The organism is Sphingomonas sp. UNC305MFCol5.2, from assembly GCF_000712135.1.
Lineage (GTDB): Bacteria > Pseudomonadota > Alphaproteobacteria > Sphingomonadales > Sphingomonadaceae > Sphingomonas.
The window spans coordinates 1,160,285-1,175,375 of the sequence record NZ_JOOE01000001.1; the positions used below are offsets into that span (position 1 = coordinate 1,160,285).

The following is a 15,091-nucleotide window of genomic DNA, read 5'->3' on the forward strand; positions in this document are numbered from 1 at the left end:
TGGGTGTGGCGCCAACCATGTACGATGTCGGCGGCGGCGCATCCGCCTGCCGAGGTGCGCGCGCAGAACGGGACGAAGCGTGACGAGTTCCCAGTCCGACGAAACGGGGTCCGCACCCACCGAGCATGGGGATCAGCCGCGCGCGACGCGCAAGAACCTGATGCTGGCGGCCGCGATCGAGTCCGCCGGCACCAGGGCTCCGGTGCGCATCCGCAATCTCTCCGAAACCGGCGCGATGCTCGATGGCGCTGCGCTGCCGGCGCCCGGTGCCTCCCTCCTCCTGATACGCGCCGATATCCAGGTTTCGGCCAGCGTGGTCTGGTGCGCGGGCGGGCGCTGCGGGATTCGCTTCGACAATATCGCCGCTTCGGTCGACGAATGGGTCACTGGCAAGCGCGCAGCGGTGTTCGCCGGTCAGCAGGGCCAGGCGCGCGTGGACGCGATCCAGAGCGTCATCCGGTCGGGCGCGGCACTCCCATCCGAGGCGGCCGCTCCCGCCGGCGCCGCGATATCCGCCGCCGAACTGGAGCGGCGCATCGCCGAGGAGATCATCTATGTGCAGCGCCTGATCGACGCGCTGGGCGAAGAACTGATCGAGGATCCGGTGATGCTGCAGCGGCATTCGCGGGTGCTCCAGAATCTCGACCGCGCCAGCCAGGTGCTCGAGCATCTCGGCAAGGTGCTGGGGGAAGACGATCGCGTCGCCGCCGCGCAGGCGGTGGTGATGCAGGATCTGCGCGAACGCCTGTTGCGCAAGGCCATTTTCTGACCCGCGGCACCGGAGGCGTATTGGGCTCCATGGAAACCGACGAAATCACCGGCGGATGTGCCTGCGGGGCAGTGCGCTTTACGATGCGCGGCACGCCGATCCGCGCCGGACTCTGCCACTGCCTGACCTGCCGCAAGGCGCATGCCGCGGCGTTCAATCCCTTCGCGGTCTATCTGCGCGCGCAAATGGAAGTCGACGGGACTCTGCAGAGCTGGCGGACCGAAAACGGCTTCGAGCTGTTCTTCTGCCCCACATGCGGCTCCCGCGTCTTCGGCGGCTATCCCGGCGATCCCGAGGTGGAGATTTCCCTGGGCAGCCTCGACGAGATCGGCCGCATCACGCCGCAATATGAGAGCTGGGTGATCCGTCGCGAACCCTGGCTCGCCGCGCTCGACGTGCCGCAGAACCAGCGCGACCCGTCGGCTTAGCTATAGAATTGCGGCAGCCAGTTGCGCGTGACCGTCACTCGATCGCCCAATTTGGCGGCGCGGAACAGCAACGCCGCGAACTCGTCGGGCAGGCCGATGCAGCCATGCGTCGCGTAGCGGTTGTCGACCGTCTCGCCGCTGCCGTGGAGCGCAACGCCGCCCCAGGTCAGCCGCATCATGTACGGCATCGGCGCGTTGTAGAGGTTCGAGATGTGGTGAACCTTCTTCTGAAGGATCGGGAAGCTGCCCAGCGGCGTCGGCTTCTCGTCGGCGCCGTAGATCAGGATCGTGCGGCCGATCTCCACTCCCCCGCGATAGACATAGAGCGTGTCGCGGGCGACGTCGGCGACGATCTCGAGCTTGCCGCTCGGCGCGCGCTCGGGCTCCCAGAGATATTCGCCCTCTTCGAGCGGGCTGTCGGGCGTCAGGATCGCCAGCACGATCGGCCCCCCGGCGGGAGCGGCGAAGACGGCGGAAGGCATCGCCGTCAATGCGATGAGGAGCATGAGAGCGCCTCGGAGGAGCGAGGATCGAGTCGTCATGCGCAGCGATATTGCTGGCGAAACCGCACCTGACCAGCATGGTTTTTCGACTGTTCCGCAGGGGCACAGCTTGGCCTTTCGTTAAGCATGGCATGTGATCTCGAACCGCAAGCCCGTAGACAAGCGGATCGTCGCCGAGGTGCGCGGCAAGGCCGCGTGATCGACGACAAGCGTGGAATGGGTGGGTATCCGGGTTGACCCTTTCTTCGTCATCCCCGCGAAAGCGGGGACCCATCTCCCAAGCGTGCGGCCAAATGCACCGGCGCGTTCGTGGACAGTTCAGGAGATGGGCCCCCGCTTTCGCGGGGGTGACGAGTATGGACTGGTTGACTCAGCGCCACATTTCGTTATGTGCGCGCCTTCGCAGATGGGGCTTGCCTCGCCTGCGTTCCGTCCGAGACAGCGAGTGACCGGGATTTGCCGGTCTTGATTTCTCGCCAAGACGGGGACAGATTTTTCACCGACGGTCCGCTTGCGCGGAGCGTTCGGGTCACGCCAGGGGAAGCCCTTGGCCGCGACGATCGTGCCCCTCGGACAATTTGTAACCGAAGCCTCCGCAAGGATGCTTCATGAAGAGGAGACCGGCATGGATCGTTCCCAAAAGGCCGACGCCGTTGCCGAGCTGAACCGCACCTTCAACGAGGTCGGCGTGGTGGTTGTCACCCGCAATCTCGGGATGACCGTCAAGCAATCGACGGACCTCCGCAACAAGATGCGCGACGCCGGTGCGAGCTATAAGGTCTCGAAGAACAAGCTTGCCAAGATTGCTGCCGAGGGCACCGATTATTCGGTGATCGCGGACCTGCTCACGGGTCCGACGGCGCTCGCCACTTCCGCCGATCCCGTGGCTGCGGCCAAGATCATCGCGGAATTCGCCAAGACGAACGACAAGCTCGAGATCGTCGGCGGAGCAATGGGCGCGCAGCTGCTCGACGTGGAGGGTGTGAAGGCGCTCGCCACGCTGCCGTCGCTGGATGAACTGCGTGCGAAGATCGTGGGGCTCATCGTTGCTCCCGCGACCAAGCTCGCGACGATCACCCAGGCACCGGCTGCGCAGATCGCACGTGTTCTTTCCGCTTATGCGGAGAAGGAAGCCGCGTAAGCGGCCCCCTTCGAGACTATTCCCTAACCTATCTGATTTGATTGGAGTTTATCATGGCTGACCTTAACGCACTTGTTGACCAGCTCTCCGAGCTGACCGTTCTCGAAGCCGCCGAGCTCTCGAAGCTTCTCGAAGAGAAGTGGGGCGTTTCGGCTGCTGCTGCCGTTGCCGCCGCTCCGGCTGCCGGTGGCGCCGCCGGTGGCGCTGCCGCCGTCGAAGAGAAGACCGAGTTCGACGTGATCCTCACCGGCGACGGTGGCAAGAAGATCAACGTCATCAAGGAAGTCCGCGCCATCACCGGCCTCGGTCTGACCGAAGCCAAGACGCTGGTCGAGTCGGCTCCCAAGGCCGTCAAGGAAGGCGTCAACAAGGACGAGGCCGAGAAGATCAAGAAGCAGCTCGAAGAAGCCGGCGCGACCGTCGAGGTCAAGTAAGCTTCTTCTGCTTCACGGCAGAGAACGAAAGGGCGGCTCCGATGGGGCCGCCCTTTTTCGTTGGTCTGTATGCCGAACCTGTGCGCAGCGCCGCAGGATAGGCGGACGGTGGCCAGGAAAGCGGCTTACGACTTGATATCAGTCATTCAGCGCTCCTGCGGAGCCCAGGGTAGTTCGGTACTCCGCGATCCTGGGCTCCTGCCTTCGCAGGAGCACGATCCTTTTGGCAGCTCACCACCAATTACAGACGCCCCTGCTACTCAGCGCCGTCCGTCGAGATCCCGCCGCGCGAGGAGCATTGCGCCGACAATGCAGGCGGCGAACAGCCCGCCTTCGAGCGCGCCCGTCACAAGCTGGGCGATCGGCCCGAACCCCGCCTCGCCGAACAGTCCGCCGATCTGATCGAGGCGGAGGCGCGACGCGGGGAAGCGGCGCGCGAGCAAGTCGAGGCTGCCCGCCATCAGCCGCCCGCCGAGCAGAGGGATCAGCACGCCCGCGATAGCGCCGACCAGCGCCGCAACCGCGACGCCGCGGCGCAGCGAGCCCCCCGCCCAGCGCACGCCGAGCCAGCTTCCCAGCCCAACTGCGCCGCCGAGCACCGCGCCTTCCGCCGCGCCGGTGATGTCGCCCGGCGACTGGCCGAGCAGCAGGTTGAAAGCGTCGAGCCCGAGCAGCTTGACCATGCCGCCGACGACCAGCCCGCCGATCGCGCCCCCGGCCGCGCTCCAGTGCCCGCGGCGCGCGGGTGCGAAATCCGCCGCCGCGATGCCGAACGCCACTCCGGCTCCGCCCACCAATGCGACGAGAATGGTGAGGCAGGTCACGACCAGCAACACCGAGACTGCGCCCATGCCCGGCTGGAGCGGCTGCGAGGCTCCGGCGAACCCGTAGAAGATGCCGCCGATCAGTCCCGCCATCCCCGCCCCGACCATGCCTGCGCCACCGAGCAGCAGGAAACGCCGCCAAGGCTGGAGCCCCGACGGTTCCGGCGTCGCGGTTGCCGCGGGCGGCTCGATGTCCACGATCGGCGCGATGAAGCGATAACCGTGCTTGGGCACCGTCTCGATCAGCCGCGGATTGGCGGCGCTGTCGCCCAACTGTTTACGCAGCGTCTTGACGCATTGGGTGAGCGCTTCGTCGGTGACCGGCACACCGCGCCAGACTTCGTCGAGGAAGCGATCCTTCGACACCAGCCGGCCCTGCTCGCGCACCAGCAGGGCCAGCGCGTCGAGATAGCGGGCGTTGAGCTCCACCGGCACGCCCTCGCGCTTGAGCTGGCGATCGGCCATGTCCAGCTCGAAGCGGTCGAAGCGAAAATTCGTCATTGCCCGAAGCCTCCCGCATCGCCTCGATCAAGGCAATGGCAAATCAGGCCTCGGGAAGCAGGCGCGCGCAGGCGAGCATCTGCACCGCGAGGTCCGCAGGCGGGCACGCCGCTTCGCCGGCGATCCACATCCGCAGCATCGTCAGTTGCGCCGCCGCAGCCGACATCGCAATCATCGCCGGGGGTGCGGCGCCCGGAGTCGGCACCAGCCGGGCCTCGATCATCGCGGCCAGCCGGCGCTGGAGCTTCATCCCCGTCCCGCCGGCGAGGAGGATCCGCGCAAAACCCCTTCGCTCCCAGACATGCTCGAGCATCACGCGCACCTGAACCTTGCTCGCGCGGCCCAACGCCGCGCTGGCCAGCGGCTGCAGGATCGGTGCCACTGCCGCCAGCAGGACTTCGTCCTTGCCGCGGAAATGCTCGTAGAAGGTCGAGCGGCCGACGCCCGCCGCTGCGATCAGGTCGGCGGTGCGGATCGTGTCGTAGCGCTGGCGGAAGGCAAGCTCTACGAATGCAGCAACGACCGCGTCACGGGTGCGCCTCGTGCGCGGATCCTGGCGATTGTCCATCGTGAGACCCATAGCGCATCCGCCTGTGCGAATTCCGGACTTTTGCATGGTTCCGTCCGGCAGCGGTGCTTTCGCTCGGTTTCGCCCTCGCCCCCAGCCCGCCTCTGATGCACGGTGCGCACGAATTCACGGGAGCGAGCCAATGACCGACGAACATCGCGTGGTAGCGATCGTGCCGAGCAGCGATCTCGACGCGAGCGAAGCCTTTTACCAGCGGCTCGGCTTCGAGGTGACCAGCGACCACGGCCACTACCGCATTCTCGCCGACGGCCGCGGCTGGCATCTGCACCTCAACCAAATGGAGGGATGGCCGGAGAACGTCGAGGACAACCCGTTCGGCCTCTATCTCTATGTCGAGGATGTCGATGCAGTCGCCGATCGGGTGCGCGAGCTGATCATCGAGAAAGGCGCACCGCACCGAAAGCCGTGGGGCACCTATGAGTTCGCGGTCAGCGACCCGAGCGGAACGCTGGTTCGCATCGGCCGTGTGCTCGACTGACGAGAACCCTCAAGCCGCCACGGCCTGACGCGGGAGGTAGCGGGTGGCGGCCAGTTCGCGCGCCTGCTGGTTGCGATCGAGCCAGATCAGCCCGACCTTGCCGCCCTGCCCCGCGGTGCCGACCATGAAGTCGACGCCGAAGCGGCGGATGCTGATCCCGGCGCGCCATTTGAGCTCGATCATCACCATCGGCACGAACATCGGACGCCCTGCGACCTCGACGACGTGCACCAGCTCGCGCGGCAGCGCCAGCCGCACCGGCATCCGCCCGCCCGCGCCTGCGGCGAGATCGAACGGCGTCCCCGCCGGATCGACCATCGGATTGGCGTGGAAACCCGCTATGTTGCGGTCCTGATCGGGGCTGGCGGTCATCATCGCCAGGGTGACGCGGACATTCTCGGCCGCCGAGCCATGCGTGTTGCCGATCAGCAGCTCGCATTCGAGCATGATGTCGCGCTCGGTCACTTCGATGCGCGCAGGGCGGAGGACAATCTCGAAGGGCTCGCCCGAGGGCGCGGCGGCAGGCGGCGACGCGGCCTTGGGCGCTAGTCCCGGGGGCGGCGCGACGGGTCGCGCTGGTGGAGGCGGGGGCGGAGGCGAAGCGGCCGGAGCTTCATGGGCTTCGACCTGCTCCACGCCGCGGCGGCGGCGCAACGCCCAGACGCCGCCGAACACCAACGCAGTCGCGCCCGCCCCGATCAGCATCCATAGCCAGCCGGGCGTTCCAGCCGGCTGCGCCGCCGGAACAGTCTGGGGCGCGGGCATCGGCGCGGCCGTGGCAAGCGGACTCGGGACCGGGGCCGGTGTCTCGACGGCCGTCGGACTGGCGGAGGGTGTCGGCTGGGCGACAGGCGCCCGGGCGGCGCTCGGCCTCGACGCGGTGCGGGCCGGTGCACTTGCGCGCGGGGTATCCGTCGCGACAGGCGCCGGGGGCGGAACGATCGCCGGTGTCGGCGCGGGAGTCGGCGACGGCGTTCCCAAGGTGAAGCGCTCGGGCGTCACATTGGGCAAGTACATCAGGTTGGGCGGGCGGCTGGGCGCTGGCGTGGGCGTCGGAGCTGGCGTGGCGGTCTGCTGCGCATGCACGACGGGCGCGGCGATGCTCACAGCCAAAGCCGCCGCGGCGAGCCCGAACTGGCCGCCGATCCGATACCTCCCGCGATTCACCACAGCGTCTCTAGCCGTTCCAACGTGAATTTCAGCTGCACGCGGCGCATTCGTGCACCGCTTCGCCGCTTATGGCACGGTTACGCGCTGGAACGGAACATTGGCCAGCTCGGGCAGCGCTTTGAGCTGGGGCTCGACGGTCTTGAGATCGCCGACCACAACCAGAGTCATTTTCTCCAGCGGATAGCCCGCTTTGGCCGATGCCATCATCGCCGCGGGCTCGACCGCGAGCACCGATGGCACGTAGCGATCGGTCCAGTCGCCCGGCAGTCCGAGCATGTCGCGCGTCGCCAGCGTGTTGACCAAAGCGGACGAGGTCGAGTTCGAGATCGCGAACAGCCCCGCCATATAGGTGCGGATACCCTTCGATTCATCGATGGGCGCGGGTTCGGTCTGCATCCGCCGGATTTCCTTGAAAACCTCGGTCAGCGCCGCACCGGTGACGTTGGTGGTCACATCGGCGTCGAAGCTCCACAATGCGTCGCTGGGGCCGAACGCCACTCCCGAATTGGGCGAATAGGTATAGCCCTTGCTCTCGCGGATATTGGTCGTGATGCGCGAGCTGAACGCCCCGCCGAGCAGTTCGTTGGTCACGCGCTGCGGGATGTCCGCCTCGCTGCCCGCGAGCGAGGCATCGAAAGCAAGCCGGAGCGTGGTCTGCGGTGCATCGGGGCGGTCGATCAGGACCACGCGGGGACCCGGCTGGTGCGGCGCGGCCAGTTCGAGCGGCGCGGGGCCCGCGGCCCAGCCCCCGAACGTCTTCGTCACCGCCGCCTTGACCGCCGAAGCATCGAAGCGCCCGGCGATGTAGAGATGCGCGCGCTTCGCCCCGAACTGGCCGGCATGGAAGCGCTTCACATCGTCGATCGTATAAGCGGCGAGCTGCGTCTGGCTCGGAATGGTGCGGCCATAAGGATGGTTGGGGCCATAGATCGTCCGGGCGAGCGCGGCATCGGCGAGCGTGCCCGGCTGCGACAAGGCGACCGAGAGCTGGCGGGCGAGGTTCGCCTTGATCCGGGCGAGCTCGCCGGGCGGCAAAGTCGGTCGGATCGCGACGTCGCCGATCAGCGCGATCGCTTCGGGCGCATGCTCGGACAGCACGTTGATCGCGATTTGCGTGGTCTGGGTGCCGGCGCCGACACCGAGCTCGCCGCCCATGCCCGCCGCGGCAGTGGCGAGATCGGCCGAGGAGCGGCCCCCCGCCCCTTCCTTGAGCATCTCGGCGGTGAGATCGGCGAGCCAGGTCTGCTCGCCCTCGACGGCGTTGCCCGCGCGGATGCGGAGCGACACCACTGCCTTGGGGGCGATGCCATAGGGCACCAAAGTCACCTGCATGCCGTTGGCGAGCGTGAAGGTCTCGGTCGCGGGCAGCTTGAACGGCTTGGGCTCGCCCACCGGCGGGGGCGGCGGGAAATCCTGCGCCAGCGCAGGAGCAGCGACGGTGAGCGCCAGCAGGCTCGCGAGCAGAACGCGCTTCATCACTTGCCTCCCTTGGCGGCAGCGGCGCCGGGTTCGATGACGTAGATCGAGCGATTGGTGCTGCGCAGATATTCCTGCGCGGTCTTCTGGATCAGCGCGGGCGTCACCTTGGCGAAGCCCTCCTCGATGCGGTTCACTGCCTGCGGATCATTGTCGAACAGGGCATAGACCGCGAGTAGGTTGATCAGGCCGATCCGCCCGCCGCTGTCGATCGTGCCATAGAGATCCGAGCGCATTTTCGTGCGCGCGCGCTCCAATTCGGCAGCAGTCACCGGCTTGGTGCGGATGCCTTCGATGACTTCGTCCACGGCCTTGGTGATCTGCGCGCGGCTGTGCGTCGGATCGTGCGTGAAGCTGAAGCTCCACAGCATCGGCCCGCGATAATCGAACATGTCGCCGAGATCGGCATTGATCCCGCCGCCCACTTCGCCGGCGATCCCCTCTTCCTGCACCAGCTTGCGGTACAGCCGGCTGTCGTCGCCCTGAAGCAGGATCTGGTCGATCAGCCCCATCGCATACCATTCGGGCGTCCCCCGATCGGGGACATGATAGCCGGCGGCATAGCCCGGCTTGGGCGCGAGCGCGTCGACCCGGCTCCTGAACTTCTCCGCGGTCTGGCGCGGCTCGGAGATGTCGGGCTGGACCACCGCGGGCTTCTTGGCGATCGGGCCGAAATATTTCTCGATCATCGCGCGGGTGGCGGCATAGTCGATGTCCCCGGCGATCACGAGCACGGCGTTGCTGGGGCGATAGAATGCCTCGGAGAAGCTCTTGGCGTCGGGCACCGTCGCCGCTTCGATCTCCTTCAGATCGCCGTAGAAATTGTGGCTGTTATACCAGTTGGTGTTGGCCAGCATCGGCAGGTCGATCCACGGCCAGGTGCTGTAGGGCTGGTTGAGGACGTTGACCTTGACCTCGTTGCCCACCACGCCCTGCTGGTTGGCGAGTACGGTCTGGTCGATCGCCGGGTTCGCCATGCGATCGGCCTCGAGCCACAGCATCCGCTCGAGCGCGCTCGACGGCAGCACTTCATAGTAATTGGTGAAATCGAAGCGGGTCGAGCCGTTGTTGATCCCGCCCGAATTGGTGACGGTCTTGTCGAACACGCCCTTGGGCGCGTGCTTCGATCCCTGGAACATCAGATGCTCGAACAGATGCGCGAAGCCGGTGCGGTCCTTGGGTTCGACGCGGAAGCCGATGCCGTAATAGACCGCGATCGTCACCGTCGGCGCGATCTGGTCCTTGGCCAGCACGACCTTGAGACCATTGGGCAGCGTGAAATACTGCATGTCGACATGCAGCTTCGCCGCCTGCCCCGCCGGCTGGGCGGAGGCCGCCGCCGGAACCACGGCAGCCGCCAGAGCCAGCGCGATGCGCCACTTCTTCATTCGAATCTCCCCTCGGGTGAGTCGTACCGGTTTATCTCACCGCCACACCGCGTGGAAGCGGGTTGTCCGGCGGATGCCGGCTGGCATCGGGCAGAGATCATTTGGCGGATTTAGCCTTTAGCGCTTCGAGACGAATCAGCATTTCGCGCGCGGTTTCTCCATCGGTCTCGCCGGCGATCCTGTACCGGACCTTTTCCTTGTCGCGCTTGCGCTTCTCGGACTCGCTCAGTCCCGACGGATCGACCGACAGGAAGGCGGCCGGGCGGATGGTGGCGATGGCCGCGTCGATCATTCCCCGCGCCTCGAAATCGGAAGCGACTTGCGCGCGCATATCGTCATATTGGGGCATCAGCTCAAAGGCACGGTAGAGCGCGTTCTGTGCCGCCTCGGGAGGCAGGCGGCCCGCCTTCACATAGCTCATGTAAAAGCCCCGGAGGATGCGGGGGTCGTCGGGCGTCTTCTTCGCGGCCTCGGCATATAGCTTCCGCGCCGCGGTCCAGCGCTCGGCATCCTTGTCCCCAGTGGCAGCGAGCCGATCGATCAGAAGGTCCGCCTTTGCCGCAATCGCGCGACCATCGTCGGGCGCGACCTCCAGCCAATGATCGACGAACTCGGCGGCGCGATCGTTACGGCCGGCCAATCGTTGCGCCTCGGCCGCGAGCCGCAACGCATAGGGATCCGCCATATGACTCCGCGCGGCGTCGGCGACCTTGTCGGCAAAGGTGCCCACATCGCGCGCCGGTACGCCCGCGTACATCCGCATGTCGTAGGAAAGCATCGCCTCTTCGGCCGGGCTCGCCTTGCGCGTGGCGATCGCACCGGACTCCAGCTTCTTGAACGGCAACGCCAGCGCCTTGAGTCGCGATTTCGATGCATAGCCCCGCAGCTCTCGATCGAGTTGATCCAGATCCCCGAACGCCTCTCGCGCCGCCTGGTCGAAGGCGGTGCCCTTGTTCACCGCGTCCAGATATTTCCGCAACTGCCCCTGCCGCACCCCTGCATTGTTGAGATAATGAACGAGGAGCCAGCCCTCCGAATAGAGCAGGTAGACGTTCGTACTGACGTCGCGATAGCTTTTCGCGGTAAGCAATTGCCGGACGGAGAGCCATTCGTTGTTCTCGAACGCGGCATATCGGGAATCGAGGAGGTTTCCGACCACGACCGTGTCGTTCGACTCGATCTGGATCGATCCAAGATATTCGGCGAAGCCTTCTGAATACCAGACCGGGTACGCCGCTGGGAAATACTGGCGCATGAAATGATGGGTCAGTTCGTGGAAAAGGATCTGCTGTGCAGCCATGTCCGCCACATAGAACTCGCCGCGCGAACCCTTGCTTCCCTGGATCTTCGTCCGCGACATGATCGTGTACGGCCCGCGGAGCGTCGCCGCGTAGAAGCCGGCCACGCCTCCGCCGCCGAACGGCATGGCCGCCTGCACCGCGTCGACGTCCGAAACCAGGAACACCGTCACTCTTATCGGGCTTGAGGGAGCGCCGGCTCCGGACAAGTAGCGCAATGCGACATGGAATTTCTCGAGCTGGGCCGCAGCCTCGCGCACCGAAGCGTCGCTGCCCGCCGAATAGACAGTGAAATGCTCGGACGTCGCCACGTTCCATGCGGCGACCGCCGAGGACGGTGCAATCGTCAGCGCCAGCGCCAGCAAAAATTTGAACATGCCGCTGCTCCCCCTTGGGAAAAGCGTATCCGGCAAGGCGGTGCCGGGCAAGCCGGCGGTCCCGAGAGCCGGGACCGCCGGAACTCCAGACTGGGTTACTTCGCCTTCGCCGCCGACTGGTCGAGCGGCACCACCGGCAACAGCACCGAACTCGACTGCGCGCCGCCGTACATCAGCGTCACGGTCGCCTTCTGGTAATCCTCCTTCTTCGCGAAGAAGATGTTGGGGACGTATTTCTGCGGGTTGCGGTCATAGACGGGGAACAGGCTCGACTGGACCTGGACCATGATCCGATGGCCGGGCAAGAAGACATGGTTCACCGTCGGCAGGCGGAATTTGTATTCCTGCACCTTGTTCGCCGGGATCGGCTCGGGTTTCGCGAAGGAATTGCGGTAGCGGCCGCGGAAGATGTCCATCGCGATCGGCAGCTGGAAACCGCCCATTTCCTTCTTCGTGGCGTTCTCGTCCGGATAGACGTCGATCACCTTGACCACGAAATCGCCGTCGGTGCCCGTGGTCTTGGCGAAGAGGTCCGCCAGCGGCGCGCCCGAGACGCGGACGGGAGTGGTCAGCGGTTCGGTGACATAGGTCATCACGTCGGGCCGACCGTCGGCGAAGCGCTGGTCGGTGACGAGATAAGTCGACCAGCGACCGTCCTCGAAGTTGACCGGACGCGGCAGATGCGGAACCGGCTTGGCGGGATCCGAAACATAGCTGTCGGAGCCCTGCCCCGGTCTGTCGAAGCCCAGCCCCTCGGCCGGCTTCAAATAGATCGGGGTAAGCTTGGCGTCGCAGCCGGTCTCGCAGGCGAGCGGCCATTTGCTCAGATAATCCCAGCGGTTCTCGCCGGTATTGTAGAAGCTCGCCTTCGCCGGCGTGAACGCGGGCGCGCCGTCCTTCAGATAGGCATTGAAGAAAGGCAGCAGGATGTCGCGGCGCGCCTGGAGCGCAGTGTCGCCCTCGAAGTTGAGCACGCCCAGCGACGAGCCGTTATAATTGAACCCCGAATGGCGCCACGGCCCCATCAGCAGGAAGTTCTTGTCGGCCTGATTGGTCTTCTGGAGTTCCTCGAAGGCGTGGATCGCGCCATACATGTCCTCGTGATCCCAGATGCCCTGCTCCCAGAGCGTGGGCACGTTCGAGGGATTGGCGGCGAGCAGTTTGTCGAGCGCCTGGCCCTGCCAGAATTCGTCATAGGCGACATGGGTGGACATCTTGTTCCACGCCGGCAGCTGGTCGTAACCGAACTGCTTCGCCCAATCCCCCGCCGAGCCGACACGGCGGAAGGTGTCGTAATCATCCCAATCGGGGCGGTTGGGCGCCTTGCCGTCGCCCTTGTAGCCGGTCTGCGACCCGATCCAGCCGATATTGGCGAGCCGGAACGCTCCGTAATGGAACCAGTCGTCGCCCATCCAGCCGTCGATCATCGGGCTTTCGGGCGCAGTGACCTTGAGCGCGGGATGCGGATGGAGCAGCGCCATGACGACGGTGAAGCCCTCGTACGAGGAGCCGAGCATGCCGACCTTGCCGTTGCTCTCGGGGATGTTCTTGACCATCCAGTCGATCGAATCCCACGCGTCGGTGGTGTGATCGACCTTGGTGGGATTGAGCGGACCAACCGGCGGGCGGGTGATCACATAGTCGCCCTCGGAACGATATTTGCCGCGAATATCCTGGAAGACGCGGATATAGCCGTCGCGCACGAACACCTCGTCGCCCTGGGGCAACGCGTTGATCATCGTCGTGCTCGCGGTGCGCTTGACTCGATTGGCGGCGTCATAGGGGGTGCGGGTGAACAGGATCGGTGCGTTCTTCGCGCCTTTGGGGATGATGATGACGGTGTAGAGCTTCACGCCGTCGCGCATCGGGATCATCACTTCGCGCTTGATGAAGTCGCCGGGCTGCTCGGGCGGCTGGAACTTGGCGGGGATGTCGTTGAAGGGCTGGGCCTGCTGCGCCAGCGCCGGTGATGCGAGCACGGCGGTGCCGACGAGGAGTGCGACGAGCGACTTTTTCATTTGGTCCGTATCTCCCTGGGAAGTCAGACCGATACGTCCAAAGCCGCATCGAAAGAAAGAGCCTGCCCCCGCGCGCAGCAAGGGCAGGCTCCTGTTTCCCCGGTTTTTCTAGGCGTGTTCGGGCGCGCCCAGCAGCTCGGCCTCGACATCGTCGACCATGTGCGGCCGGGTGGCGCCGATCGGGCCCACGCCTTCCGAAACCGGCGACGGACGGCCGATCTTGAACATGGCCGAGGTGCGGCCCTCGCTGCCGTCGGGGAGCGTGTACCGCGCCTCGGCGACTACGACCGGATTGAACACGCGCCCCATCTCTCCCTTGGGCACGGCGAGGTGCGCGTCGATGCGCGTACCGTCACCCGGCGCGATCGTGACCGGCGGCACGGCGGTGTCGCCGCGATGTTCGGTCAGCAGGCTCTCCATCTCGCTCGATTCGGCATCGGCGAGCATGAAGGTCGAGCTGCGGACGTCGCGGGCGGGCACGTCGCCGGCATTGCCGACGGTCAACTCGACATCGACCAGAGCCTCTTCCTCGCTGGTGCCGGCGCGGACCGGGCGCAGCCCGAATTCGAGCCACGGGCGGTTCGAGACCGGCGCGGGGGCGTCGGTGACGCCGGCAAGGTCCTCGCGCTCGGGTTCGGCGAGTTCGGCCTCGGTGCGCGCCTCGACGATCTCGGTTTCCGGCTCGGCGGCGACCGCGGGCGCCGCGGCGGCGGCAGCGGTCGCGGCCATGAACGGACTCAGCTCGGGCTCGCGGCGCGGTGCGGTGATCGGAGCGGCGGCAACCGGCGCTTCGGTCTCATACACCGTCGTCTCCTCGACATATTCCGGCTCCTCGCGGCGGCGGCGCATCAGCAGCAGAGCGGCGGCGCCAGCGAGGACGAGCAGCAAGCCGCCGAGCAGCCACGGCCAGGCGAGGCCCGGGCCGTTGCTGGTCTCAGTCTGCGTGGTTTCGACGACCGGCGGCGGCGCGGCGGCCTCGGGCGCCGGAGTCACCGCGGTCGGAGCGGCCGGCTCGGCGACGGGCGCTGGCGCAGGCGCCTGAGTGACGGGCGCCGCCGGCGCGGCAGCGGGCGCAGGTGCCGGAGCAGCCTGACGCGTGGTCGTGGTCCGCGTCGTCGTTCGTGTCGCCGTCGCCTGGCGCGCGGGCGCAGGCCGGGCGGCGGCGCGGGTCTCGGCGCGGGGCGCGACTTCGGTACCGGGGACCGGCCCGGGGGGCGGCGCGGGCTGGACGATCGGCGTCGACGGCGCCATCTCGACGCGCGGCGCCGTCGCGGGTGCCGGAGCGGGCGCCGGCGTCACCAGGATCGGCGGCGGCGTCACGGTCTGGGTCGCGGGCGTTTCCTGCGCGAAGGCCGGGGTTGCGAGAAGCGCGGCACCGATAAACAGCGCGGCGCGGGGGCTGAGGGATGGTTTCTTCATCATAACGAAGGTTAAATGAATGGAACCCGGCCTCGGCACCGCGGCCTGCGCCGAAACGTGGCCGGCGAGCGGCGAATAACGACGTTAATTCAGCGTTCAGCCGCAAAATCGCCGCACTTTCCAAAGGCAAAAAGGTTCCGCTTCCGGTTTGACAGACGCGACCCCGTTCCCTATATCGCCTCCACACCACAGCACCGGGAAATGATGCGCCGTCGCGCAGTGCATCGTGCGAATTGGAGTTGTGGGGTTCATAGGACGCTGAAAGCTGCCGAAACCCG

General features: G+C 66.4%; 14 protein-coding genes. 5 read left to right on the plus strand and 9 right to left on the minus strand.

The window, feature by feature from the left end; genetic code table 11:
• The first annotated feature begins 79 nt into the window (after positions 1 to 79).
• Both BR78_RS0105635 and BR78_RS0105640 read left to right on the plus strand, forming a co-directional pair.
• Positions 80 to 769 carry a PilZ domain-containing protein gene (locus BR78_RS0105635; protein WP_156022227.1) on the plus strand — a complete coding sequence of 230 codons (690 nt, stop codon included), beginning with the start codon at positions 80 to 82 and terminating at the stop codon, positions 767 to 769.
• 29 nt (positions 770 to 798) lie between these two features.
• Positions 799 to 1,197, plus strand: a complete 399-nt coding sequence (locus tag BR78_RS0105640; protein WP_037565977.1) for a GFA family protein — start codon at positions 799 to 801, stop codon at positions 1,195 to 1,197.
• Here the strand turns inward: BR78_RS0105640 and BR78_RS0105645 are convergent.
• The gene (locus BR78_RS0105645; RefSeq protein WP_231478164.1) at positions 1,194 to 1,703 is read right to left on the minus strand and encodes a L,D-transpeptidase family protein; all 510 of its coding nucleotides are present in this window, start codon (positions 1,701 to 1,703) and stop codon (positions 1,194 to 1,196) included. The two genes, BR78_RS0105640 and BR78_RS0105645, sit on opposite strands and share 4 nt — an antisense overlap.
• Positions 1,704 to 2,325: 622 nt before the next feature.
• Here BR78_RS0105645 and rplJ point away from each other — a divergent pair.
• Positions 2,326 to 2,841, plus strand: coding sequence for a 50S ribosomal protein L10 (rplJ, locus tag BR78_RS0105650; RefSeq protein ID WP_029935551.1), 516 nt, complete (start codon positions 2,326 to 2,328; stop codon positions 2,839 to 2,841).
• 53 nt (positions 2,842 to 2,894) lie between these two features.
• Complete coding sequence (gene rplL, locus BR78_RS0105655) at positions 2,895 to 3,275, plus strand: 50S ribosomal protein L7/L12 (protein ID WP_029935553.1); 381 nt, start codon at positions 2,895 to 2,897, stop codon at positions 3,273 to 3,275.
• Positions 3,276 to 3,535: 260 nt separating this feature from the next.
• On the opposite strand, the gene BR78_RS0105660 is transcribed toward rplL, so the two are convergent.
• Both BR78_RS0105660 and BR78_RS20840 read right to left on the minus strand, forming a co-directional pair.
• Positions 3,536 to 4,600: a winged helix-turn-helix domain-containing protein gene (locus tag BR78_RS0105660; protein ID WP_037565979.1), complete on the minus strand. Its 1,065-nt coding sequence runs from the start codon at positions 4,598 to 4,600 to the stop codon at positions 3,536 to 3,538.
• Positions 4,601 to 4,643: 43 nt separating this feature from the next.
• Complete coding sequence (locus tag BR78_RS20840; RefSeq protein ID WP_231478165.1) at positions 4,644 to 5,168, minus strand: TetR/AcrR family transcriptional regulator; 525 nt, start codon at positions 5,166 to 5,168, stop codon at positions 4,644 to 4,646.
• Positions 5,169 to 5,310: 142 nt separating this feature from the next.
• On the opposite strand from BR78_RS20840, the gene BR78_RS0105670 reads away from it, so the two are divergent.
• The gene (locus tag BR78_RS0105670; protein ID WP_029935559.1) at positions 5,311 to 5,667 is read left to right on the plus strand and encodes a VOC family protein; all 357 of its coding nucleotides are present in this window, start codon (positions 5,311 to 5,313) and stop codon (positions 5,665 to 5,667) included.
• 9 nt (positions 5,668 to 5,676) lie between these two features.
• On the opposite strand, the gene BR78_RS20845 is transcribed toward BR78_RS0105670, so the two are convergent.
• The 6 genes from BR78_RS20845 to BR78_RS21610 form a co-directional block, all read right to left on the minus strand.
• Positions 5,677 to 6,834, minus strand: coding sequence for a hypothetical protein (locus BR78_RS20845; protein ID WP_231478166.1), 1,158 nt, complete (start codon positions 6,832 to 6,834; stop codon positions 5,677 to 5,679).
• 69 nt (positions 6,835 to 6,903) lie between these two features.
• Positions 6,904 to 8,313 (minus strand): M16 family metallopeptidase, encoded by a 1,410-nt coding sequence (locus tag BR78_RS0105685; RefSeq protein WP_029935565.1) that lies wholly within the window; start codon positions 8,311 to 8,313, stop codon positions 6,904 to 6,906.
• Positions 8,313 to 9,701 carry a M16 family metallopeptidase gene (locus tag BR78_RS0105690; RefSeq protein WP_037565982.1) on the minus strand — a complete coding sequence of 463 codons (1,389 nt, stop codon included), beginning with the start codon at positions 9,699 to 9,701 and terminating at the stop codon, positions 8,313 to 8,315. Before BR78_RS0105690 ends, BR78_RS0105685 begins: the two co-directional genes overlap by 1 nt.
• Positions 9,702 to 9,798: 97 nt before the next feature.
• Complete coding sequence (locus BR78_RS0105695; protein ID WP_029935569.1) at positions 9,799 to 11,376, minus strand: hypothetical protein; 1,578 nt, start codon at positions 11,374 to 11,376, stop codon at positions 9,799 to 9,801.
• A 95-nt stretch (positions 11,377 to 11,471) separates the two neighbouring features.
• On the minus strand, positions 11,472 to 13,394 hold the full coding sequence (locus BR78_RS0105700; RefSeq protein ID WP_029935571.1) for a CocE/NonD family hydrolase: 1,923 nt from the start codon (positions 13,392 to 13,394) through the stop codon (positions 11,472 to 11,474).
• A 108-nt stretch (positions 13,395 to 13,502) separates the two neighbouring features.
• Complete coding sequence (locus tag BR78_RS21610) at positions 13,503 to 14,813, minus strand: hypothetical protein (protein WP_156022230.1); 1,311 nt, start codon at positions 14,811 to 14,813, stop codon at positions 13,503 to 13,505.
• Positions 14,814 to 15,091 lie beyond the last annotated feature (278 nt).

What these genes read in the sequence shown, in the direction of transcription:
- BR78_RS0105670 (WP_029935559.1), top strand. Translation starts at nt 5,311, where the DNA reads ATGACCGACGAACATCGCGTGGTAGCGATCGTGCCGAGCAGCGATCTC.
- BR78_RS0105695 (WP_029935569.1), bottom strand. Translation starts at nt 11,376, where the DNA reads ATGTTCAAATTTTTGCTGGCGCTGGCGCTGACGATTGCACCGTCCTCG.
- BR78_RS0105690 (WP_037565982.1), bottom strand. Translation starts at nt 9,701, where the DNA reads ATGAAGAAGTGGCGCATCGCGCTGGCTCTGGCGGCTGCCGTGGTTCCG.
- rplJ (WP_029935551.1), top strand. Translation starts at nt 2,326, where the DNA reads ATGGATCGTTCCCAAAAGGCCGACGCCGTTGCCGAGCTGAACCGCACC.
- BR78_RS20840 (WP_231478165.1), bottom strand. Translation starts at nt 5,168, where the DNA reads ATGGACAATCGCCAGGATCCGCGCACGAGGCGCACCCGTGACGCGGTC.
- BR78_RS0105685 (WP_029935565.1), bottom strand. Translation starts at nt 8,313, where the DNA reads ATGAAGCGCGTTCTGCTCGCGAGCCTGCTGGCGCTCACCGTCGCTGCT.
- BR78_RS0105640 (WP_037565977.1), top strand. Translation starts at nt 799, where the DNA reads ATGGAAACCGACGAAATCACCGGCGGATGTGCCTGCGGGGCAGTGCGC.
- BR78_RS21610 (WP_156022230.1), bottom strand. Translation starts at nt 14,813, where the DNA reads ATGAAGAAACCATCCCTCAGCCCCCGCGCCGCGCTGTTTATCGGTGCC.
- rplL (WP_029935553.1), top strand. Translation starts at nt 2,895, where the DNA reads ATGGCTGACCTTAACGCACTTGTTGACCAGCTCTCCGAGCTGACCGTT.
- BR78_RS0105660 (WP_037565979.1), bottom strand. Translation starts at nt 4,600, where the DNA reads ATGACGAATTTTCGCTTCGACCGCTTCGAGCTGGACATGGCCGATCGC.
- BR78_RS0105645 (WP_231478164.1), bottom strand. Translation starts at nt 1,703, where the DNA reads ATGCTCCTCATCGCATTGACGGCGATGCCTTCCGCCGTCTTCGCCGCT.
- BR78_RS0105700 (WP_029935571.1), bottom strand. Translation starts at nt 13,394, where the DNA reads ATGAAAAAGTCGCTCGTCGCACTCCTCGTCGGCACCGCCGTGCTCGCA.